The following is a 21,473-nucleotide window of genomic DNA, read 5'->3' as shown; positions in this document are numbered from 1 at the left end:
CTGCTCTCCCACCGCTCACAGCGCCCGCAGGCCGTTGATCACGTCCCGCAGGATGCTCTCGTCCGGCAGTTCCGCGGGCGGCACGGGACGCGTCACGTGGACGTACTCCTCGTCCACGAGGTCGCCGACGAGCACGCGCACCACGCCGATGGGCAGATCGAGTTCCGCGGCGAGTTCGGCGACCGACTGCGGGGAGCGGCACAGCCCGACGATGTCCACGTGTTCCGGGGACAGCGTGACGTCCGCCTCCGGGTCGTCCACCTGGGGTTCCGTGACGACCACCGCGATCAGGTCGAGGCGGTGCTGGGCCGCATGGCTGGTGCGGCCCCGCGTCATGGCGTACGGACGGACCACCGGTCCGGCCTCGTCGTCGAACCAGTGGCTTCGTGCCTGACCGTCTCCGCTCATGTCATCCCACTACCCGCCTCAGGGCACATCGGTGCGCGGAGCGGCGCCCAGATGCGCACCGACCCGCTTGACCAGCAGTGTCATCTCGTAGGCCACCTGGCCGACGTCGGAGTCGGCGTCCGACAGGACGGCGAGGCAGCTGCCGTCGCCGGCCGCGGTCACGAACAGGAAGGCGTCGTCGAGCTCGACGACCGTCTGCCGGACGCCGCCCGCGTCGAAGTGCCGGCCCACGCCCTTGGCGAGGCTGTGGAAGCCGGAGGCCACGGCGGCCAGGTGTTCGCTGTCCTCCCGGGTCAGGTCCTTGGACACGCCGGTGGCCAGTCCGTCCCGGGACAGGACGATGGCCTTGCGGATGCTCGCGACCCTGTCCACGAGTTCGTCGAGGAGCCAGTTCAGCTCCACCTTGTTCACCTTGTCCGCCTCGGCCGTCTCGTTCGTCCTGTCCGTCGCGGTGTGGCCGGTCGCCTTCGGTGCGGTCATCGACCGTCCCCCTTTGTCGTTCCTTGTGCTGTGCTGTCGTCCGGGGCATGGTCCCCCGCGGCGTTCTCCTCGCGCCCGCGCCGCCAGCCGCGCTGGAGCGAGGCCATCCGGCTGCGTACCTCGTCGGCGTCGCGTTCGGCCGGGTCCGGGCCGGCGCCTTCGGGCCGGTCGGGGCTCCGCTTCAGTTGCGGGGCGAGACTGGCCTGCCGTCTGCGCCGGGGCAGCGGACCCGCGTCGGGTCCCGGGCCGCCGGGTGCCTCGGCCGGGTCGCGCCCCTCGCCGTCCTGCCCGCCGCCGGCGGGCGCGGGCCGGACGGTGCGCCGCGGAAGGGCCGGAGGCTGCCGCGCCCCCTGGCTCGCGGCCGGGGACTCCTCGGTGCTGTCGCGTTGCCCGCGCCCGTCGGCCGCTGCCGTGGCCGGTCCGGGCGGGGACTCGCCGCGACGGCGGGTCGGCAGCGGGGCCGCCGGTTCACGCTCAGGGCGGCCGGGACCCACCGGGTCCTCGGCGCCGGCCGTCTCGCGGCGGGACCTCTGCTCGGTGACCGGGCGTCCGTGGGAGCTGACCAGCTTGGGTGTCCGGCGCCGGGGCAGCGGGACCGCGCGCCCCGGGTTCTCCTCCTCGCCGGTCTCCTGCGGCGTGCCACGCCGGCTCGTGCTCTGCCGGTGCTCGGCGAGGCTGCGGGGCAGCGCCTCGTGCGCCGTCCGCCGTGCCGGGGAGAGGCGCGGGCCCAACAGTCCGCCGCGTTCGCCGGCCTCCTCGTCGAGGACGTCCGGGAAGTCCTCGATGGCGTCCAGGTCGACGGGCGCCTCCAGCTCCACCGGCCCGTCGAGGACCGAGGCCGGCAGTCCGGGCAGTTGCGCGGGTGCCTGGGCGAGAGCGGTCCTGCGGCCTCCCTCCCGGTCGGCCTTCGGGGTGGGCCGGTCGAGGCGGAAGCCGATGCCGTTGGTGTCCGGGACGTCGTCCGTCAGCAGCGCGTCGGGGATGAAGACGATCGCGGTGGTGCCGCCGTACGGGGACGGCTGGAGTGAGACCCGGACGTTCTGCCGCTGGGCGAGCCGGCTGACCACGAACAGTCCGAGCCGGTCGGTGTCGGAGAGCTCGAACTCGGGTGTCTCGGCGAGCCGGAGGTTGGCGTCCAGCAGCGTCTCGGCGGCCATGCCGAGGCCCCGGTCGTGGATCTCCAGGGTGAAGCCGTTGGCGACGCGTTCGCCGACGACCTGGACCGCGGTGTGCGGCGGCGAGAACACCGTGGCGTTCTCCAGGAGTTCGGCGACGAGATGGGTGAGGTCGGCGACGGCGGGGCCCGTGACCGCGGTGCGCGGCAGCCGCCGGACCTCGATGCGTTCGTAGTCCTCGACCTCGGCGACGGCGGCGCGCACGATGTCCATCAGCTGGACGGGCTTGCGCCACTGCCGGGACGGGGCGGCGCCGGAGAGAATCACCAGGCCTTCGGCGTGCCGGCGCATACGGGTGGTCAGGTGGTCCAGCCGGAACAGGTCGGCGAGTTCGTCGGTGTCCTCGGTGCGGCGTTCCATCGCGTCGAGGAGGGTGAGCTGCTTGTGCAGCAGGACCTGGCTGCGACGGGCGAGGTTGACGAAGACCTCGGAGACGCCGGCGCGGAGTTCGGCCTGTTTGACGGCGGCCTCGACGGCGGCCCGCTGCAAGGTGTTGAGGGCCTGTCCGACCTCGCCGATCTCGTTCCTGTCGTACTCCAGGCGCGGGACCTCGGTCTCGACGTCGACCTGTTCGCCGGCCGACAGGCGGCGCATCACGCTGGGCAGCCGGACGCCGGAGGCCTCGTGGGCCTCCAGGCGCAGTTGCCTGAGGTCGCGGATGAGGCCGCGGCCGACGCGCACGGACAGGACGAGCGAGACCAGCACGGCGATCAGGCCGAGCACGCCCGCGACGGCGGCCTCCAGGATGACGTCCATCGCGACCGGGCGGACACGGTCCTGGAAGCGGTCGTTCGCCTCGTCGTTGAGGGTGCCCAGCTCGTCGAGGACGTCTCCGGCGGCGGTGTCCCAGCTCTGCAAGCTCACCGCCCGCGGAGTGCCGGACGTGCTGGAGACGGCGGCCTGTTCGGCGGTCCGCAGCGGTGCGGAGGAGGCGTTCCGCCAGAAGCGGTCGTAGCGGCCGCGTTCGGCGGAGGGCAGCAGGGGCAGGTCGACGTCGTACAGCAGGGAGCGCTGGGCGACCAGGTCGGAGATGCCGCGGGTCTCGTCGCGGGAGAGGCGGCCGACGATCAGCGAGGAGCCGAACAACGCGTCCTCGCGGGAAAGGAGTTCGCGGGCCTGGGCGAGACCGACCAGGGCGCGGTACTGCCTTGCCAGGTCGACGTCGTCGACGACGTGGAGGTTGGCGAGCAGGGCGTAGCAGGGGTCGATGAGCTGGTTGTAGAGGTCGAGTGCCTGGGCGCGTCCGACGGTGCGGTCCTCGACGCTGCGGCGCAGCGAGTCGATGCCGTCGAAGGCGTCCAGCGCGACGCTCAGGCGTCCGGCGCCGGACGGGCCTAGCGCTTCGCGGACGTCGGGGTTCTTCGCGGTCCTGCGGATCCTGGCGATGGCCTCGTCGGTGGCGCTCCTGCTGCGCCGCAGTGCGGCGAGGCCGTCGGAGGCGCGGGGGTCGGCGAGATGGACGAGGGTCTGGCGGCGTTCCTGCTGCAGGCCCCGGACGGTGTCCTCGGTGGGGTAGGCGACTTCCTCCACCACGGAGGACGCGTTGAACAGCTGCGTCACCTGCCGCCCGGTGATCAGCGTGGCGAAGGCCCAGATCGCGGTGAGCGAGAGCAGCGGCACGAGCAGCAGCGCCACGATCTTCCGGCGGATGGACTTCCCGCGAAAGCGCATGGCCTCCCCCAGCTCGTCCCCCAGAGGCCCCGGGGTACACATGTGCGTCAACAAACGGCGCGAGCCTACTACCGACATGCAGTCAACTCGAAGAGTCGTCCGGAGCCAGTACTTCCGTATGGGTGCCGGGAGCGGGCGAGTTGTCGGGGCATTGCGGGAGATGCCGGTCCGGAAGGCCGTGGTGGCGGGGGTACGGGAACGGGGCGTCCGGCCCGGTCGGTTGACCGATTTTTTTCGTCGGCCGGGAATCTTCGTGACGTCTCGTTCGTCCTTGTCCATGGGAGATGGGGGCGGAATCGGCCACAGGAGACGCAGTGCGCCTCCGGGCCGCGTAAAACAGCGCAAGCCGGGCAGCCACTGGGGAGCCGATTCTTCGGGCACCGGGGCGAGCGGTCTGCCGGCGGTGGGGAGGGACGCAAAGTGATGGGGACAGCGGAGCGACCGGGGGCGTACGGGCCTTCGGTGCACACGGGCGGGCAGGACGGGCAGCCGTCCTACAGGCCGTTGTGGGTCGAGGAGCCCGCGCGGCGGCGCAGGCTGCCGGATCCGGTGCGTTCGGCCGCCGTGCGGGCGGTGCTGATCGTCTCCGTGACGCTGATACTGGCCGTGGTGGCGTTCCTGTTCAGCGTGTCCGGGTCGTGGCTGGCGTTCCCGATGCTGCTGAGCAGCGTGGCCGGCACGGTGGTGGCCACCTGGGCGGCGCTCGACGTGTGGGTGACCCGCCAGGTGTGGAACCAGCGCAACGGCGTGGTGTCGGTGCCGAGCAGTACCGCGCGTGCCCTTCGGCGGGAGCGGCGCCAGGCGCGGCGGGAGGCGCGGGCCGCCGAGCGGGCGCGGAAGCGGATACGCGGCCGGAACGGCTCGGGGCAGCTGTCGCATCCGTAGGGGCGACCCGGCCGCCGGCGGGCGGCAGCCGGTCGTGCGGTCGGACTCGGTCGGGCCGGTCGAGCGTGACGGCCCGGCCGGGCTCGGTCACGCCGGACGCTTGAACATCCGGGTCGCCGTGATCTCGCTGTGCACCGCCTCGCCCGCGGGAGGCTGCTGCGGCAGCCCTGGCCTCAGGTGCTCCTCCACACTGATGTACTTCAGCCCGGCCCTGAGGTCGGCGTCGTTGCGCAGCCGGATGACCAGGGGGAACTCGGCGAGCGCCGTCGTGTCGAACAGGCCGGTGGTGTAGAGGAGCTGCACACCGAGGGCGTCCGAGACGGCCCGCTGGAGCTCCAGCAGATAGGTGGCGTTGGCGCGGCCGATCGGGTTGTCCAGGAAGAGCGTGCCCGCGTGGCGGTGCTTGTCCCGGCCGCGGTCGTTCGACCTCAGGGCGGCCATCGTGCAGTACAGGGCGATGGCCGCGGTGAGCAGCTGGCCACCCGAGAACACGTCGCCCATCTGCCCGACGGGGACCCGCTCGGCGCGCAGGACGGCGTCCGGCTTGAGGATCTCCACGGCGATGCCCCTGGGCTGGAGCGCCGCGCCGACTCCGCGCAGCAGCAGGGACATGCCGTCGCGCCGCAGGTCAGAGTTCTTCTTCACGGCGGCACGGGTCGCCTCGTCGACGACCTCGCCGAGCCGCTCGGTGAGCGTGGCCTGGTCGGGCTCGTCGAAGCGGATGCGCAGGAACTCCTGCCCGGACCACTCACCGAGCCCCTCCGGAAGGCGGGACAGACGCTGGGCCGACCTGAGCGTGGCGAGCGCCGACTCGACCAGTCCGCGCAACCGGTCCACGATCGAGTCCCGGTTGCGTTCCAGTTGGGCCAGCTCGTCGGTGAGCACCCGGAGCCGGGGCGCGAAGGCCTCCGCCCATTTCCGGGCGTGCTCGGGCAGGGCGGAGGCGGGCAGTTCGCGGATCTGCTGCCGGGCGGGGGTGCGCACCTGCTCGTAGCGCGTGGAGTTGGCGTGCCGGACGAGAACGTCGCTCGCCTCGCGGACGGCGGAGTCGGCGGCGGACAGGTCGCCGGCGCAACCGCGCAGTGACCTGCGGGTCTCGGCGGCCGCCTGCCGGGCGTCCTCCGGGCTGCCCGGGTACGGCTCGGGTTCCTCCCGCTCCTCGTCACTCGTGTTTTCGCGCAGCTGGTCGCGCAGCATGCCGGCGATCTCGTCGAAGCCGCCGGCCGCGTCCTCGGCGGCGCGATGGGACTCCAGCAGCTCGGCGTGCGCCTCACGGGCCTGGGCCAGTGCCCCGGCCCTGGAGGCGAGTTCGGCGGTGGCGGTGCGCAGCAGGGCCTGTGCGTGCTCGGCGTCGCGCGGGAGCAGGTCCTCGGGGAGTTCGGTGTGTGCCTCGCCGTCCTCGGGTGCGTGCCGCTCGGCCTCGCCGCGCAGCCGGCCGAGCTGTTCGCTCGCGGAGGACATCCGGGTCTCCAGGAGTTGCACCAGCTCCTCGGCGCGGGCGGCGGCGCCCTGCCGGGACGGCCCGTCGGAGCCCTCGGGGGATTCCAGGAGTTGTTCCGCGCGCGTACGGACCCTGTTGCTGAGCCGGTCGAGTTCGGCGCGGGCGGCGCTCTCGTCGCTCTCCGCTCGGGCCTGTTCGGCGCGCAGGTCCGCGCCGACACCGACCTTCTCGTAGACCTGGGAGGCGGCCCGGTAGGCCTCGCGCAGAGCGGGCAGGGACGCCCTGGGTGCCTCCCCGTCGCTCTCCGGCACGCCGTCGGGGGCGCCGGCGATCTCGGAGCGCTCGGCGCGCAGCGCCCGCGCGGTGCGGCGGGTGTCGTCGGCGGCGCGCTGAGCGGCGCGCCGGTCCTCGTCGGCGGCACGGGCGCGTTCCAGGCAGACCTGGGCGCGGGCCTCGGACTCGGCTGCTTCGTCAGCGAGTTCGCGCAGCCGGGCCTGCCAGCCGGCCCGCTCGCGCAGCCGGAACGCGAGCCCGGCGAGGGCGTCGGCGGCGCGCCGCGCCTTCTGGGCGGCCTCCTGCCGCTCGTCGCGCTCCTGGGCGACCTCGGCGGCGGCCTCGTCGGCCTCCGCCCGCAGGCTGCGCGCCTCTGCCAGCTCGGCCTCGGCCTCCTCGGCGAACACGCGCGTGTCCTGGGCGGCCTGTGCCAGCTCCAGCAGCCGGCCGGCGGGGCAGCCGGTGCGCCAGGAGGCGAGCCGCGCCGCCAGCTCCCGGTCCTTGCCGAGCCGGGCGGCCAGGGTGCGGATCTCCTCGTCCCGCTCGGTGGCCCGCGCGCGCAGCGCCTGTCGTTCCTCGTCGGCGGCGTACTCGTCGTGCATGGCCGGGTTCGGCGGAACGAGGAACACGTCGCCCTGCGGCGTGCCGTCCGCCGGGGTGGGGGCGAGCAGGGCGGCCGCGGTGCCGACGGCCACGGTCGAGCGGGGCAGCAGGGCCGCGTCCGCGAGGGCCTCGCGGGCACGCGCGTGCGTGTCCGGGTCGGTGATGATCACGCCGTCGACCAGCTCGGGCCGGGCGGCCAGGACGCGCGCGTGGTCGGCGGGGTCGACGGCCTGGGCGAGGTAGCGCCAGCCGGGCAGCGCGGGGATGCCGTGCTCGCCGAGGAACTCCACCGTGGCCAGTACGTCCGGGCCGGGCGGCAGCAGGCCGCCGTCGCCGAGCGCGCCGAGGATCCGGGAGTCGTCGGCGGCGGCGGTGCGCAGTTCGAACAGATGCCGCTCGGCGAAGGAGACGGCGTCGACGAGCAGTTCGCGCAGCTCGTCGGCGAAGCGGTCCAGGTCCTCGGGGGTGAGCGTGCCCTCGGCCCCGGCCTGGTCCGTCTCCGCGGCACTCTGCCGTCCCGGGGTGCCGTACGGCGCCCCTCCGGTGCGGTGGGCCGACTCGGCACCCGCCATCGTGGCGTCCGGTCCGGTCCGGGGCGCCGGCACTCCGGCCCGCGCGGCCCCGGTCGCGCCCGGCAGGCTCAGCAGTTCCGCGAGCCGCCCCTCGGCCGCCAGCGCCTCGGCGATGCGGCGCTCGGTCTCGTGGGCGCGCTGGGCCGCCGTCGCCGCGTCGGCCGCGCGGGCCGCGGTGAGCTCCGCGCGGGATTCGGCCGAGGCGGCCTCGCGCGCGTGTTCCGTGGCCTTCCGGGCAGTCTCGCGGACCTGGTCCCAGGCGGCGACCGCCGTCTTCTCCGCGTCGCTGGCGGCCAGGGCCGCACGCGCCGGATCGGCGTCGGGGGCGCTGTCGTCCAGCCAGCCGGCGCGTACCGCCTCGGCGGTCTCCTGCTCGACCTCGGCGAGGCGCTGACGCAGATGCCCGGCCTCGCTGCGGGCGCGCTGCGCCTCGGTCGCGGCGGCGGTCTGGTCCCGGTAGGCGGACTCGCCCACCTCCTGGAGCCGCGCGGACCGCTCCTCCTCCTCGTTGGCGACGGTCTCGGCGCTCTCGGCGGCCGCGTGCAGGGCCCGTACGAGATCCGTGGCGGCCTTGGCGCGCGCGGCCAGGGCCGGGGCCGCGTCCCGCTCGGCCTCCTGGATCGCCGCGGAGACACGGGCCACGCGGTCGGCGGCGGCGCGGTGGCGCAGCACGGCCTCGGCGGCCTGCCACGCCGCGTACAGGGTGCGCGCGTCGGCGAGCTCCCGCTTCTGCGCGGCCGCGGATTTCTCGGCGGCGGCGAGGGCCAGTGAGGCGTGCCGGTAGGCGAGTTCGGCGGCGATCAGCGCGCTGCGCTCGCGGGCGCCGTCGGAGTGCGTGACGCCGTAGGCGGCGGCCGTGACGCGCTGGGCGAGGTCGGCGGCCCGGACCCGCTCCCGTACTGCCCGGGCGGACAGCCGTCGCGCCAGCGTGCGGGTGCGCCGCTCGGCCGCGGCGTGGACGTCACGCGCGCGTGTGCGGGCCTCGGCGGCCTCGACGATCCGGCCCAGCAGGTCGACCGAGCCCGCGGTGAAGTCCCGCTCGGCGATCAGCTCGGCGCGCCGGCCCAGCTTGTTGCCGAACCCGCTGACCAGGTCGGCGAGCCCGTCGGTGTCGCGGGTGTCGGTGACGGCGCGCAGCAGCAGGTCGGTGAAGTCGGAGTCCTTCTTCACCGCGAACAGGCCGGCCGCCTCACCCTCGTCGGCGTTCATCTCCCGCTGGTAGCGGAAGAGTTCGGGGTCGAGGCCGAGGTCGCCCAGGTGCTCGGTCCAGCGTTCGTGGATCTCCTCGAAGTGCACCTCGAGGTACGGGTAGGTCCTGGCAGCCTCGGTGATGGCGTCCCGGAAGCCCTTCATGGTGCGGCGGCGGCCCCGCGCGCCCGACTGGCCCTCGGCGGAGGGCCGTACGGAAGTGGCCTCGGCGACGGGGAGGTTGTCCAGGGTGAGTCCGGGTCCGGGCCGGAAGGAGTACCAGGCCTCGGCGAACTTCCGCGGGTCGTTGGAGACCTGGCGCCCGCGCCACTCGCTGACCTTGCCGACGACCACGCACTCGCCGGTCTGCACGTGCTGCCACTCCAGCGCCACGTGCCCGCAGTCGTCGGCGAGCAGGAACTTGCGCAGCACGCCGGAGCTGGCGCCACCGAGGGTGTTGCGGTGGCCGGGCAGCATCACCGAGAAGATCAGCTTGAGCAGCACCGACTTGCCGCCGCCGTTCTCCAGGAACAGCACACCGGCGGGGGCGGGCCGGCGCGGCGGGCCGACCGGCCCCTCCTCGAAGAACTCCGCCTGGATGGGCGCGGGATCGGGCACCGGCTCGCCCACGCTCCGCAGGTCAAGCACGGTGTCGGCGTAGCGCGCACCGGCGGGCCCGATGGAGTAGAGGCGGACCCGGGACAGCTCGTACATGGCGGACTCTCGTCAGTCTTCTTGCAGTTGGGGGGTGGCGGACTTCGTGCGGACGGGGGTGGCGGGAGGCGGCAGGGCCTCAGGAGTGGAACGGCAGCCCGGCGTCGGCCACCAGGTCCAGGTCGTCGCCGTCCTCGGCGGGCAGCAGGCTCGGTGTGCCGCCGGTCATCGGGACGATGCCCAGTTCCAGGAGTTCGGCCAAGGCGGCGCTGCCCGCCATGTCGCGCACCTGGAGCTGGTAGCGGGCCGTCGTGCGGTACGTGCCGCCGCTCTCGTCGCCGGTGCGCTGGAGGAACCCGGAGTCGGTCAGGAACGCCAGGGCCTTGGCCACGATGCCCGTGGTGGAGGCGGCCGGCCGGCGTGCGTCCTTGGTGGCCCCGGTCGCGCTGCGTCTGGCCCAGATCCGCCAGGCGGCCTCGAGGCCCGGCGCGTCGGTGGCCGGGTCGGTGTTCTCGCCCTGCTCCTCGGCGCGTTCCTCCAGGCGGCGGCAGGCCTGGCGGACGAAGGCGTCCACGCCGTTGACGGTGACGCGCCCGATGTAGCCGTCGTCGGCGAGGTCCTCGGGGCGCGGGAACGCCAGGGCGGCCACCGCGAGGTGGGCCAGTCCGTGCAGGAAGCGGTCACCGGAGTCGGCGGCGGTACGGCGCGCGTAGTCGCCCATGCGGACGGCGAACACCGAGTCCTCGGCGGCGGTGACCGCCATCCCGGCGCGCGGGGACACCTCCAGCACGACGAGCCCGAGTCCGGCGGCCACGGCGTCCGCGAGCCGTGCGAACGCCGGGTCCTCGCGGTGGCGGCGCAGCAGGTCGGCGTACTCCTGATCGCGGGCGGGCTGCAGCTTGGGCTGGAGCCCGAAGGCGACGAGCCGGGCCGCGTCGGCGGCGTCGGCGGGTGTGACGGCGACCGCCGTGGGCGCGCCTGCGGCTTCCGGCTCACTCCGGTCGACGTGCTCGGTCACGGTTGGGGCTCCTTGCTGGGGTGTCGCTCGTGCGTACGGTTGCCGGCGGGGCTCACGCCGCCTCCGTCCGGTCGGCCGCCATGCCCGCCGCGTCCAGCAGTGCCGTGCCGACGATGAGGTCGGCGCCGCCGAACTCCCGATCGTCCAGTTCGGTCCCGTCGTCCACTGCGAACAGCAGCTTCTCCTCGCCCTGCCGGTAGGCGGTGCCGACCGGGGGGCTGGCCGCGTGGACGGCCAGCAGGGCGACCAGGTACGGCAGGTCGGGGTCCTTGTCGCGGGCCTCGGCGAGCAGTCCCGAAAGCCGTCGCGGCGCGTCGGCCGGCAGGTCAAGCAGCTCCATGGCGGCCGCGAGCTGCTCCTCGCTGAACCGGCTGTCGTCCGGGGTGGCGATCAGGTCGGGCTCGGGCATCTCGGCGCCCAGGTGCTCCCGCTCGACGGGCGGCGTCAGCAGGATGTCCACGAGGTCGGCGACACGGACCGACACCGGTGTGCGCAGCCCGGTCCCGCGCGCGAAGAAGGCGTCCGTGACCCGGATCGCCTGCTCCAGCGGCAGCGGGAGGGTGGGCGCGAGCAGGTGGCCGTAGAGGTCGGTCCCGGAGGTGGTCAGGGGAGTGGCGAAGGCCTGCCGGTCCTGCTCGGCGCGGAACAGGGGCCCGGCCTCCAGCAGCCGGGACTGCAGTTGGGTGTGCCTGCGGATGCAGTCCTTGACGATGTCGACCAGTTCGGCGGCGCGCCGCTTGTGCTCGGGGTCCTCCGACTCGTCGCGCGCCTTGCGGATGTTGGTCAGGATCGCGTTCTCGTGCCGGTAGCGGTCGGCGACGTGGTCCAGGGCCTCGGCGATCATGTCGGGGACGGCGCTGAGCCAGTCCACCGCCCGGACGTTGCGCCGGGTCGCCTCCAGGGCCCTGCGCAGGGTCTCCGAGTACTGCACGGTCCGGTAGCGGGCCTGTTCGGCGGCGAGCTGGGCGTCCGCGAGGCGGCCGCGGCTGATGAGCACCTCCAGCTTGACCTCGGCGGCGATCTGGGCGCTGGTGACGTCGGTGTCGAGGGCGCCGACGAGGACGTTGACCGCCTCGTCCGTGGTGCGCAGGTAGACGCTGCCGCCGGGGCCGGGGACCTCCTCGATCAGCTTGAAGTCGTAGTCGCGACGCACATACGTGCCGTCCGGCCCGAAGGTGCCATACACCGCGCGGAAGCCGCGGTCGACGCTGCCGACGTTGATCAGGTTCTCCAGGACCCAGCGGGCCACGCGCTCGTGCTCGCCGGACGGACGCCGCGGGGCCTGCGCGGCGACGCGCGGGACGAGCCGGGCCACGACCTGGTCGTGGTCGGCGCCGGTGTCGAAGTCCATGTTGAGGGTGACGAGGTCGATGGCGGCGAGCGCGACCTCCGCCATGCCGTACACCGAGTACTCGCCGGCGAGGTTGGCCTTGCGGGCGTCCAGATCGTGCAGCGGCGCGGTGCAGGCGAGCGCGCGCAGCCGCCGCGCCAGTCCCTCGTCGGCGGCCGGCCCCTGTGCGGGGCGCGGCCCCGCGCTGAGCTGGGGCGGAACGCTGTCCGTCGATGCAGGCGAAGTCACGGTGCACAGATTAGGTCCTCGGCCTGACAACGACCCAAACGGGACGGACGCGGCCGCCACGCTGCGTCGCCCCGCCCGCCCTCGCACAGGGCGCGGAGGGTCCGCCGGTCGCGGGTGAGGTACGGCCCGTCAGCCGCCGCGGGTCGTACGCGACGTGGACGGCGGGCACGGTTCGGCGGCGGTTGAAGGCGCCGCGCCGTTCCCGTGGGCAGGCCACTCCCGGCTCAGGCCAACTCCGGCTCCGCCCCCTCCGGCGTCGACAGCGCGGCCAGGGCCGCCGATACCGATGCCGACGAGCGCAGGTCGAGGCGGGCGCTCGTGCCGCGGGCGTGGTGGCGGAGTTCGTCGGCGGCCAGGGTGAGCAGTTGCGGCAGCAGGTCGGTGCAGCGCCGGGCCACCCAGCCGGTGCCCGCCGTGGCCAGCCACCACAGGCTCGCCGACCGGGTGGGCGCGGGGAACTCCGGCTCGGGCGAGGGCGCTGGCCCGCTCGCCACACCCGTCTCCGCGAGCAACGCGTGGAAGCGGAAGGCGAGTTGGCGGTGACCGCGCTCCCCCGGGTGCAGCCGGTCCGCGCTCCACATCGCGCGGTCGGTCAGCCACTGGCCCGCGTCGGCGTGCAGGTGCACGGCACCGTAGCGCTCCGACAGGGCGTGGACCACCGTGTTGACCGCCCGCTGCCGCCGGGCCAGCGGACGGGCCAGCGCGCCGGGCAGGCCGAGCATCGCGCCGGGGTCGGGCAGACAGGCCGTCAGCAGAACCGCGCCCCGGCCGGTGAAGGCCGCGAAGACCCGGTCGAGCCGGGCGGCCACCGCGTGGATGTCGAAGGTGCGGCGCAGGGTGTCGTTGACGCCGACGACGACCGACACGACGTCCGGGCGCAGCTCCAGTCCGGCCGGCGTCTGCCGCTCCAGAACGTCGCGGGTCTGCGCCCCGCTCACCGCGAGGTTGGTGAACTCCACGGCCGAGGGCTTCTCGGCGAGACCGCCGGCGAGCAGTGCCGCCCAGCCGCGCCGGCCGTCGCCCGTGGGATCGCCGACGCCCTCGGTCAGCGAATCGCCGAGGGCGACGAAGCGCAGCGGTCTCATGCCACACCCTCCTGCAACGGACGTCGCGCGGGAGCCGGGGCGTCGTGCGCGGCGAGGAACGCCTCCACGGAGGCGGTCCACCCGAAGCACTCCGCACGCGCGCGTGCCGCCTCGCGCCGCTCCCGTTCCGGGCGTGCCAGCAGGCCCTCCACGGCGTCGGCGAACGCCTCGCCGTGGTCCGCCGCGCTGTCGCCGGCGGAGCCGATCACCTCCGGCAGCGCGGAGGAGGCGCTGGCCACCACGGGGGTGCCGCAGGCCATCGCCTCCAGCGCGGCGAGCCCGAAGGTCTCGGCCGGCCCGGGTGCCAGGCACACGTCGGCGGAGGCCTGGAGCGCGGCGAGCCGGTCGCGGTCGCGGACGTGCCCGAGGAACGTCACCGGCAGCGCCCGCTCACGGGCCCGCTGCTCCAGCCGCGTCCGCAGCGGACCGTCCCCGGCCACCAGCAGCACCGCCCGCCGTCCGCGCCGCAGCAGCGCCTCCAGCGCGTCCAGCGCGTTGCCGGGCCGCTTCTCCACGGACAGCCGGGAGCACATCACCAGCAGCGCCTCGTCGTCGCGTGCGTGCCGGGCACGCAGAGCCGCCTCCCACAGCGCGGGGTGCCGTTCCACCAGATCGACGCCCAGGGGCGCGCGCACGACATTGCGCGCGCCGACCCGCACGAACTCGCGCTCGGCGAACTCGGTGGTGCACACCACGCGCGCGTAGGTGTGCGCGGTACGGACGTTGAGGGCGTCGGCGGCGCGCTGGGACAGGGTCTGCGGCAGGCCCCAGGTGCGCAGCACGCCGTCGGCGGTCTCGTGGGACACCATCACGGCCGGGACCCGGGCCCGCCGTGCCCACTTGCCGGTCCACCGCAGCGTCGTGCGGTCGGAGACCTCCAGGCGGTCCGGTGCGAGCTCCTCCAGGACGGCGGCCACCCGCCGCTTGTCGGTGAGGACGCGGTAGCCGCCGGTGCCGGGCAGCAGCGGCCCGGGCAGTGTGATCACGCGGCCCTGCTCGGTCTCCTCGTCGGTGTGGCGGTCGCCCGGGACGACCAGCACCGGTTCGTGGCCGGCGGCCTTGTAGCCCTTGCCGAGTTCGCGCAGGGCGGTGCGCAGTCCGCCGGAGGCGGGGGCGACGAAGTTCGCGAGCCGCACGAGGGTGAGCGGCGCGGTGGTCATGCCGCCACCGCCGTCCGCCGCGCGGCGAGCACGTTCTCGTAGTGGGCGATGAGCTGGTCTCCGACCGCCGCCCAGGTGCGCTCCTCGACCGCGGAGCGGCCGGCCGCCGCGAACGACGCCCGCAGTGCCGGGTCGGCGGCCAGCGCCCACACGGCGTCGCGTACGGCGGCCGCGTCGCGCGGCGGGACCAGCAGCCCTGTGCGGCCGTGGGCGACCAGGTCGAGCGGACCGCCCGCGGCGGGCGCGACGACGGGCACCCCGGAGGCCATGGCCTCCTGCACGGTCTGGCAGAACGTCTCGAAGGGGCCGGTGTGCACGAAGACGTCCAGCGAGGCGAAGATCCGCGCGAGGTCGTCGCCGGTGCGACGGCCCAGGAAGACCGCGCCCGGCAGGGCCTCGGTCAGTTGGGCGCTGCTGGGCCCGTCGCCCACCACCACGACCCGTACGCCGTTCAGGCCGCAGACCCCGGAGAGCAGTTCGACCTGCTTCTCGGGGGCGAGCCGGCCGACGTAGCCGACGATCAGCTCACCGTTCGGGGCGAGTTCGCGGCGCAGCGCCTCGTCGCGGTGCTCGGGGCGGAAGCGGACGGTGTCCACGCCGCGGCCCCACAGCCTGACACGGGGCACGCCGTGTGCCTCCAGGTCCTGCAGGGCGGCGCTGGAGGGGGCGAGGGTGAGGTCGGCGGCGGCGTGGACGGAGCGGATGCGCCGCCAGGCGGCCGCCTCGCCGGCGCCCATGTAGGTGCGGGCGTAGCCGGCGAGGTCGGTCTGGTAGACGGCGACGGCGGGGATGCCGAGCCGGGTGGCGGCCGCCATGCCGCGGACGCCGAGGACGAAGGGGCCGGCCAGGTGGACGAGGTCGGCGCGGTGCTCGGTGAGCGCCGCCGCGACGCGCCTGCTGGGCAGGGCGACGCGGACCTGGGGGTAGCCCGGGAGCGGAAGGGAGGGGACGCGGACGACGGGGCACGGCGCGGGGGCGTCGGACCCGGTCGAGGCGGCGGTGGCGGGAGCCACGACGAGGGGGGCGTGACCGCGATCGACGAGGTGCCGGGCGGTCTGGAGCGCGCAGTGGGCCACGCCGTTCACATCGGGGGGAAAGGATTCGGTCACGATGACGACACGCATACCGGTGTTGTCGCCGTGCTGGACGTGCCCGCGTCAACGTGGATCTTTCCGGACGAGGAACGTCCCATGAGCGTTGTGCTGTGCGGCCGGACCGGACGGTCCCCGGCCACGCGCTCCTGGCCCCCGGGTCACCGGATGTTCACGCGGTGGGCGTGTCCGGCCCGATCCGGCTGCGTACGGCGGTCTGGACCTCGTCCTCCTCGGCCGGGTCGGCGGCGAGTCTGCGCAGTCGTTCGACGACGCGCGTGTCGCCGGTCTCGGCGTGCCGGGCGGCGATCTCGCGGGTGGTCTCCTCGCAGTCCCACAGGCACTCGACGGCGAACCCGGCGGGGAAGGAGGGGTCGGTGGCGGCCAGGGCTCGGGCGGCACGGCCGCGCAGATGCGAGGAGGCGGTCTCTCGGTAGACGTGGCGCAGGACGGGCGCGGCGCAGGTGATGCCGAGCCGGCCGGCGCCGTCGACCAGGGTCCACAGGGTGGGCGCGTCGGGGCCTTCGCCCCGGACCGCCTCCCGGAGGGCGGAGAGGACGAGGTCGCGGTCCCGGACCGCGCCGCGGCAGGCGAGCACTCGTCCGGCGGCGGCGCCGAGCGGGTCGGGGCGGTGGGCCCAGCCGCGTGCCCGGTCGACGGCGGCGGCTCCGCGCATGCGTTCGAAGGCGTCGACGGCGGCCTCCACCACGGTGGCGGAGCCGTCGGACACCGCGGCCTCGATGAGGTCCAGGGCGTCGGGGTCGTCGCCGTCGGCGAGGTAGCGCAGGGCGGTACAGCGGGCCGCGTCGGTGCCCGCCCGGGCGGCGCGGAGGATCTCGGGCCGGTCCTCGGGACCGGCGACGGCGGTGAGGCAGCGGGCGGCCGGGGCATGGCGGGGCGCGCCGCGGTCGGCGCCCTGCTCGGCCCACTCGAACACCGCCTGCACGCTCCACCCGGGCCGGGGTCCGGTGGGGCGCATCTGCCGTTGCCAGAGGTCGAAGCAGCCCGCCTCGTGCGCGGCACGCACGCGGGTGGCGACCGACTCGCGCGGGTCGTCGGCCCACAGCCGCCACGGCCGGGGCTCGAAGGCGTCGCGCACCGCGGCGGCCAGCTCGGCCTCGCCCTCGGCGTCGGTGGCGAAGCGCGCGAGGACCGGCGTGGCGAGGGCGCGCAGCCCCGCGTCGTCGTCCCTGAGCGCCAGTTCGTCCAGGGCCCAGGCCCAGTTGGCACCGGTGGCGGCGTACCTGCGCAGCAGGGCGAGCGCGTCCCGCCTGCCGTAGGAGGCGAGGTGCCCGAGCACGGCGAGGGCGAGTCCGGTGCGTGACTCGTCGGTGTCGAGGGCGTCCTCGGGGTCGAGGAGGTGCTCCTCGATCCGGTCCAGTTCGCCGTCGAGGTCGAGGAAGAGGCGGGCGTAGTACAGGGAGCGGTTCTCCACCTGCCAGTCGTGGCGTGGGTCGCTGAGCACGCAGTGGTTCAGTGCCGCCAGCGCCTCGGCGCGGGGGGCGGTGAGCGCGTGCAGCGTGCCGTCGCCGCGGCCCCGCTGGAGCAGGCCGAGCAGCGTACCGCTGGGCGCTATGACCGGATCGAACATGGGAAACAGCCTCACATCAAGCGTCGACGCAACCGGGGATCTCGTACTACCTGGCCGCGCGACAACACGTCGGGGCGCCCGCCGTCCGCTGCTTGCTGTAGACCATCTTCCTCTGCCTCTCGTCGGTGGCCCATGCGGGCCGGATCACGGCCCGCGCGGTGCGGCAACACCTGCCCAGCCATCGCGTCCGTGAATCACGACGTCATGATGACCCGGCGCCCGCGCTGCCGCGACCGAAATTTCCGGCGGCCCTGTACCGCCTCCCCCGTTGTTTGTGTCGTTCCTGGTCAGAAGGGCCGAAGCGGCTGCTTCCGGCCCGGGGATCAGCTCTCGCCGAACATCTCCAGCAGCTCCGTCCTGCCGAACATCCGGGCCGTGTCGACGGCCGAGGGGGTGCCGGCGGACGGGTCCGCGCCGCCCTCCAGGAGGGCTGTGATCACTTCCTGCTCACCCTTGAAGACCGCTCCTGCGAGGGGGGTCTGGCCCCGGTCGTTGACGCGGTCGGCGTCGGCGCCTCGGGCCAGCAGCGCGCGGACGGCGGCTGCGTGGCCGTGGTATGCGGCGAGCATCACCAGGGAGTCGCCGCGGTCGTTGGTGAGGTCGGCCGGGACGCCCGCGTCGACGTACGCCACGAGTGCCTCAGTCCGCCCCTGCCGGGCCAGATCGAAGATCTTGGTCGCCAGCTCCACGACCTCGGGGTCGGGGGCTTCACTCATCGGCCGGACCGCCTCTCACTGCGAACGTTCGGTACTGCGGGGAGCAAGCGTACGGCGGTCCGCGCTGGTCGGCCGTACGGGTGAATCGCCAGCGTACTGGCTCGTGCGCCACATGGCCGGATGCGCCCGAGGTAAAGATCACCACGGACACGGTCGGACGCAACAGTGGCCCTCAGGCACCCCACGGGACTCCGCCAACCGATGGAAATCGAACGAAATTCACCCAGTTGCACCTTTTGTCATATGGATACATTCTGTGAGCCTGGAAGAACTCATGGTGACTGTCCCCCGTGAACCAGGAGAGAGCAATGATCCTCAACATCTCGGGCGTTGTGCTGCTCGGCACCGTCGTCTTCCTGTTCTGCCGCAACCACGGACTGAAGAGCTCGCACGCGACGGTCTGCGGGCTCTTCGGCTTCTACCTGTCGAGCACCGGCGTGGCCCCGAGCATCAAGGCCGGGGGCGCAAGCCTCGCGAGCCTCTTGGGCGGGCTCAATTTCTGATTCCGCCCCCGTCCGTACGCACCCCTGGAGCATCAAGTGGCCCGGCGCCCTCTCCCTCGCATTCTGAGAAACGGCAGCGCACAGATCGCCCGCGGCCGGGAGCTGGCCCGGACGGCGGCGGGCGGCGCCACCGATGTCCTCCACCCGCTGATCACGATCTCGCGCGGTCTGCGCCGACTGGCCGGGGCCGGGCGGCGCAAGTGGGCGGAGACACCGAAGGACCGGCGGGGACCGCTCCTCTTCCTGGTCGTCTCGGTGATCCTGGTCGTGGCCCTGGTGCCGTACGGGCCGCTGCTCTCCGGCATCGTCCTCATGGCGGCGGCCGGCTGGCAGGGCCGCGACCGCACCCCGCCGAAGTCCAAGGGCCCCGACGAGTCGCGCGTCCAGCGCCTGGCCTCCCTGTACGAGGCCCTGGTCCCCTACTTCTCGGCGGCCGAGGATCCGGCACCGCTGTACGCGCACGGTGGCGCGTGGGAGAAGGCGTTCCCCACCTTCGAGTTCGACGACTCGGGACGCGTGAGCCACCTGCTGATCCGTTACCCCGCGTACTTCACCGACGGCGAGACCGAGTCCCGCGCGCGGATCGAGCACCTGCTCACCGTCAAGGCCGGCCGCGGGCGCGAATACCTCTTCTCCTGGGACGAGGAGGGCAACCAGCTCACCGTCACCGCGCTCGCCCCGCTGCCCACGGACATCGCCGCGCAGCGCTTCGTCACGGCGCCGGGCGAGACCGTCCTCGGCTTCACCGACCCCGGCGAGGTCCAGCGCACGCTCCCCCTCGGCTACGGCGAGGAGCAGCGCGACGTGCCGCCGGTCCTCTGGCGCACGGGCCTGCGCTCCACCGAGCCGCACCTGCTGACCCTGGGCCAGGCCGGCAGCGGCACCTCGACGTTGCTGCGTTCCATCGCGCTCCAGGCCCTCCAGCACGGCGACGTGCTGATCGTCGACGGCGGCGCCACCGGCGAGTTCGCCTGCCTGTCCGGCCGGGACGGGGTGCTCGCGGTCGAGTGCGGGCTGGCCGGGGTGCTGGCGAGCCTGGAGTGGGCGGCCACCGAGACGGAGCGCAGGCTGATCGCCGTCAACCGCGCGCGGCAGGCGGGTCATCCGCCGCCGGAGGACACCAAGCGGCCGCTGTGGCTGCTGCTCGACCGGCCGACCGCGTTCACGCACCTGGCCGCCGCGGACGGCCGCAAGGACCCGCAGGCGCTGCTCCAGGTGCCGCTGCGGCACGGACGCGCGGTCGGCGTGGCGGTCGTCGTGGCCGAGCAGTTCGACAGCGCGGAGGCGCTGAGCGACGCGGTACGGCAGCACACACGCGCGCGTGTCGTCCTGGGGCCGGCGACGGCGGAGCAGCTCAAGGCGGTACTGGGGGCGCCGCCGCACACGACGCCGCTGCCCGTCGTCCCGGCCGGACGCGGGTACGCCCGGCTGGGGACGAAGCCGGTCCACCGGCTCCAGGTGCCGGTCACGCCCGACCCCTACGACGACGCGACGAGCGACGCGCACCGGCAGGCCGTGCTCGACCTTCTGCCGCCGAAGACCACGCCGGCCGACGGGGAGCGGGTGCCGGAGCCCATGGAGACGGTGACGGAAGCGGTCGCGGAGCCCATGGAGACGGTGACGGAAGCGGTCGTGGAGCCCACGGAGACGGTCGCGGAGCCCTCGTGAACCCTCTCGTCGGAGCCCTCGTGAACGTCTTCCGCAGAGCCCTCGTGAGCCGCGAAGCCGCAAACGGGGGCGAGGCGCGCCGCCCCGAGCCGACCCACCGGGCCGCGGGCGGCGCTCAGGCGACGAAGGTGCGAGGGGACTCGCCCCCGTTGGAGACACCCGCCTCCACCAGCCGGGCCGCCGCCGCCAGGCGCGTCGCCGCCTCTTCCGCCACCGCCCCCGCGACCGTGAACGGCAGGCGGACATAGCCCTCGAAGGCGCCGTCGACGCCGAAGCGCGGGCCGGAGGGAACACGGACGCCCACCCGCTCGCCCGCCTCGGCGATACGGGAGCCGGACAGGCCGCCGGTGCGCACCCACAGCGTGAGGCCGCCGCCCGGGACCTCGAACTCCCAGCCGGGCAGCTCGCGCCGGACCGCCGCGACCAGGGCGTCCCGGTTGTCGCGGGCCTGGTCCCGCCGGACCGTCACGGCCTCCTCCCACCCCCCGGTGCTGAACAGCCAGTTCACGGCCAACTGCTCCAGGACGGGGGTGCCCAGGTCGGCGTAGGCCCGCGCGGCGACCAGGCTGCGGATCACGTCGGGGGCGGCCCGTACCCAGCCGATGCGCATCCCGGCCCAGAACGCCTTGCTGGCCGAGCCGACGGTGATCACCGTGGACCCGGCCGGGTCGAAGGCGCACACCCGCCGCGGCATCTCCAGCCCCGGATCCAGGTACAGCTCGCTCATCGTCTCGTCGACGACGAGCACCGTCCCCGCCGAGCGGGCCGCCTCCACCAGCCTCCGCCGCTGCTCCTCGTCGGCGAGCGCGCCGGTCGGGTTGTGGAAGTCGGCGACGACGTAGGCGATCCGGGGCGCGGCCTCGCGCAGCACCTGGCGCCAGCGGTCCAGGTCCCACCCGGTCAGCCCCTCGGCCATGGCCACGGGCACGAGCCGGGCGCCCGCCTCCCGCATCAGCTGGAGGATGTTCGCGTAGGACGGCGACTCGACGGCGATGCGCTCGCCGCGGCCCCCGAAGAGGTGGCAGATGGCGTCGATGGCGCCCATGGCGCCGGTCGTCACCATGATCTGCTCGGGCATGGTGGGGATCCCACGCGTGGTGTACCGCTCGGCGATCATCGAGCGGAGCGCGGGCAGTCCGGCGGGATAGTCGCCGTGGGTGTGGGCGTAGGGCGGCAGTTCCTCCAGCGCGCCCCGAACGGCGCGGGTGAGCCACGGCTCCGGGGCCGGCAGGGCCGCGGTGCCGAGGTCGATCACCGAGCCCAGTGCCTCCGGCGGCAGGGGCTCCAGTCCGCGCGCGGGCAGCGGATTCCCCGCCGGCACCGCGGTCCAGCTGCCCGCCCCGCGCCGGGACTCCAGGAAGCCCTCGGTGCGCAGGGCCTCGTACGCGGCGGCGACCGTGGTGCGGCTGACGGAGAGGGACAGGGCGAGTTCGCGCTCGGCGGGCAGCCGGGCGGCCACCGGGACACGGCCTTCGAGCACCAGCAGCCGGATGCCGTCGGCCAGCGCGCGGTACGCGGGCGGGCGGCGTGAGCCCGGGCCCGCCGGGCGGTCCTGCTGGGACTTGAGCAGCCGGGCGAGTTGCGCGGCGCCCACCGCAGAGGTCCACTGCGCCATGACGACCAGTCCACCTTCCTCGAATTGGCCATGGATGGATCATCTCCCCACGCCACAGAGTGTCATCCACCAGTCCACTTCCACCAGCAGGGGGGAC

The 21,473-nt window shown here is 74.5% G+C and carries 15 protein-coding genes; 3 read left to right on the top strand and 12 right to left on the bottom strand.

Going from position 1 to position 21,473, the window contains the following annotated elements; all coding sequences use genetic code 11:
• Window positions 1-15: 15 nt before the first annotated feature.
• Genes TNCT6_RS26685 through TNCT6_RS26675 form a run of 3 tightly spaced genes read right to left on the bottom strand, consistent with a single transcriptional unit; the run spans window position 16 to window position 3,734 of the window.
• Window positions 16-408: a DUF742 domain-containing protein gene (locus tag TNCT6_RS26685; RefSeq protein WP_141362927.1), complete on the bottom strand. Its 393-nt coding sequence runs from the start codon at window positions 406-408 to the stop codon at window positions 16-18.
• An 18-nt stretch (window positions 409-426) separates the two neighbouring features.
• The gene (locus TNCT6_RS26680; protein ID WP_141362925.1) at window positions 427-888 is read right to left on the bottom strand and encodes a roadblock/LC7 domain-containing protein; all 462 of its coding nucleotides are present in this window, start codon (window positions 886-888) and stop codon (window positions 427-429) included.
• The gene (locus TNCT6_RS26675; RefSeq protein ID WP_141362923.1) at window positions 885-3,734 is read right to left on the bottom strand and encodes a nitrate- and nitrite sensing domain-containing protein; all 2,850 of its coding nucleotides are present in this window, start codon (window positions 3,732-3,734) and stop codon (window positions 885-887) included. The genes TNCT6_RS26680 and TNCT6_RS26675 overlap by 4 nt, the downstream gene beginning before the upstream one ends.
• Before the next feature lie 357 nt (window positions 3,735-4,091).
• On the opposite strand from TNCT6_RS26675, the gene TNCT6_RS26670 reads away from it, so the two are divergent.
• Window positions 4,092-4,619 carry a hypothetical protein gene (locus tag TNCT6_RS26670; RefSeq protein ID WP_253266448.1) on the top strand — a complete coding sequence of 176 codons (528 nt, stop codon included), beginning with the start codon at window positions 4,092-4,094 and terminating at the stop codon, window positions 4,617-4,619.
• 87 nt (window positions 4,620-4,706) lie between these two features.
• On the opposite strand, the gene TNCT6_RS26665 is transcribed toward TNCT6_RS26670, so the two are convergent.
• From TNCT6_RS26665 to TNCT6_RS26625, 8 genes are all read right to left on the bottom strand, one after another.
• On the bottom strand, window positions 4,707-9,410 hold the full coding sequence (locus TNCT6_RS26665) for a hypothetical protein (RefSeq protein ID WP_141362921.1): 4,704 nt from the start codon (window positions 9,408-9,410) through the stop codon (window positions 4,707-4,709).
• 79 nt (window positions 9,411-9,489) lie between these two features.
• Complete coding sequence (locus TNCT6_RS26660) at window positions 9,490-10,368, bottom strand: hypothetical protein (RefSeq protein WP_141362919.1); 879 nt, start codon at window positions 10,366-10,368, stop codon at window positions 9,490-9,492.
• A 52-nt stretch (window positions 10,369-10,420) separates the two neighbouring features.
• The gene (locus TNCT6_RS26655) at window positions 10,421-11,947 is read right to left on the bottom strand and encodes a hypothetical protein (protein WP_141362917.1); all 1,527 of its coding nucleotides are present in this window, start codon (window positions 11,945-11,947) and stop codon (window positions 10,421-10,423) included.
• 224 nt (window positions 11,948-12,171) lie between these two features.
• Window positions 12,172-13,032: an SGNH/GDSL hydrolase family protein gene (locus TNCT6_RS26650; protein WP_141362915.1), complete on the bottom strand. Its 861-nt coding sequence runs from the start codon at window positions 13,030-13,032 to the stop codon at window positions 12,172-12,174.
• The gene (locus tag TNCT6_RS26645; protein WP_141362913.1) at window positions 13,029-14,192 is read right to left on the bottom strand and encodes a glycosyltransferase; all 1,164 of its coding nucleotides are present in this window, start codon (window positions 14,190-14,192) and stop codon (window positions 13,029-13,031) included. The genes TNCT6_RS26650 and TNCT6_RS26645 overlap by 4 nt, the downstream gene beginning before the upstream one ends.
• Complete coding sequence (locus TNCT6_RS26640) at window positions 14,189-15,316, bottom strand: glycosyltransferase family 1 protein (RefSeq protein ID WP_141362911.1); 1,128 nt, start codon at window positions 15,314-15,316, stop codon at window positions 14,189-14,191. Before TNCT6_RS26640 ends, TNCT6_RS26645 begins: the two co-directional genes overlap by 4 nt.
• 139 nt (window positions 15,317-15,455) lie before the next feature.
• The gene (locus TNCT6_RS26635; protein WP_141362909.1) at window positions 15,456-16,874 is read right to left on the bottom strand and encodes a HEAT repeat domain-containing protein; all 1,419 of its coding nucleotides are present in this window, start codon (window positions 16,872-16,874) and stop codon (window positions 15,456-15,458) included.
• Window positions 16,875-17,197: 323 nt separating this feature from the next.
• Entirely contained in the window at window positions 17,198-17,590 is a 393-nt protein-coding gene (locus TNCT6_RS26625) for an ankyrin repeat domain-containing protein (protein WP_141362907.1), read from the bottom strand.
• Window positions 17,591-17,898: 308 nt separating this feature from the next.
• On the opposite strand from TNCT6_RS26625, the gene TNCT6_RS26620 reads away from it, so the two are divergent.
• Entirely contained in the window at window positions 17,899-18,093 is a 195-nt protein-coding gene (locus TNCT6_RS26620; RefSeq protein ID WP_141362905.1) for a hypothetical protein, read from the top strand.
• 36 nt (window positions 18,094-18,129) lie between these two features.
• On the top strand, window positions 18,130-19,761 hold the full coding sequence (locus TNCT6_RS26615; RefSeq protein WP_141362903.1) for a hypothetical protein: 1,632 nt from the start codon (window positions 18,130-18,132) through the stop codon (window positions 19,759-19,761).
• Window positions 19,762-19,876: 115 nt separating this feature from the next.
• On the opposite strand, the gene TNCT6_RS26610 is transcribed toward TNCT6_RS26615, so the two are convergent.
• Window positions 19,877-21,376: a PLP-dependent aminotransferase family protein gene (locus TNCT6_RS26610; protein ID WP_141362900.1), complete on the bottom strand. Its 1,500-nt coding sequence runs from the start codon at window positions 21,374-21,376 to the stop codon at window positions 19,877-19,879.
• Window positions 21,377-21,473 lie beyond the last annotated feature (97 nt).

Origin of the sequence: Streptomyces sp. 6-11-2, assembly GCF_006540305.1 — a bacterium.
Classification (GTDB): Bacteria; Actinomycetota; Actinomycetes; order Streptomycetales; family Streptomycetaceae; genus Streptomyces.
The sequence above is the reverse complement of the archived record's forward strand: the minus strand, read 5'-3'. Positions and strand labels throughout refer to the sequence as shown.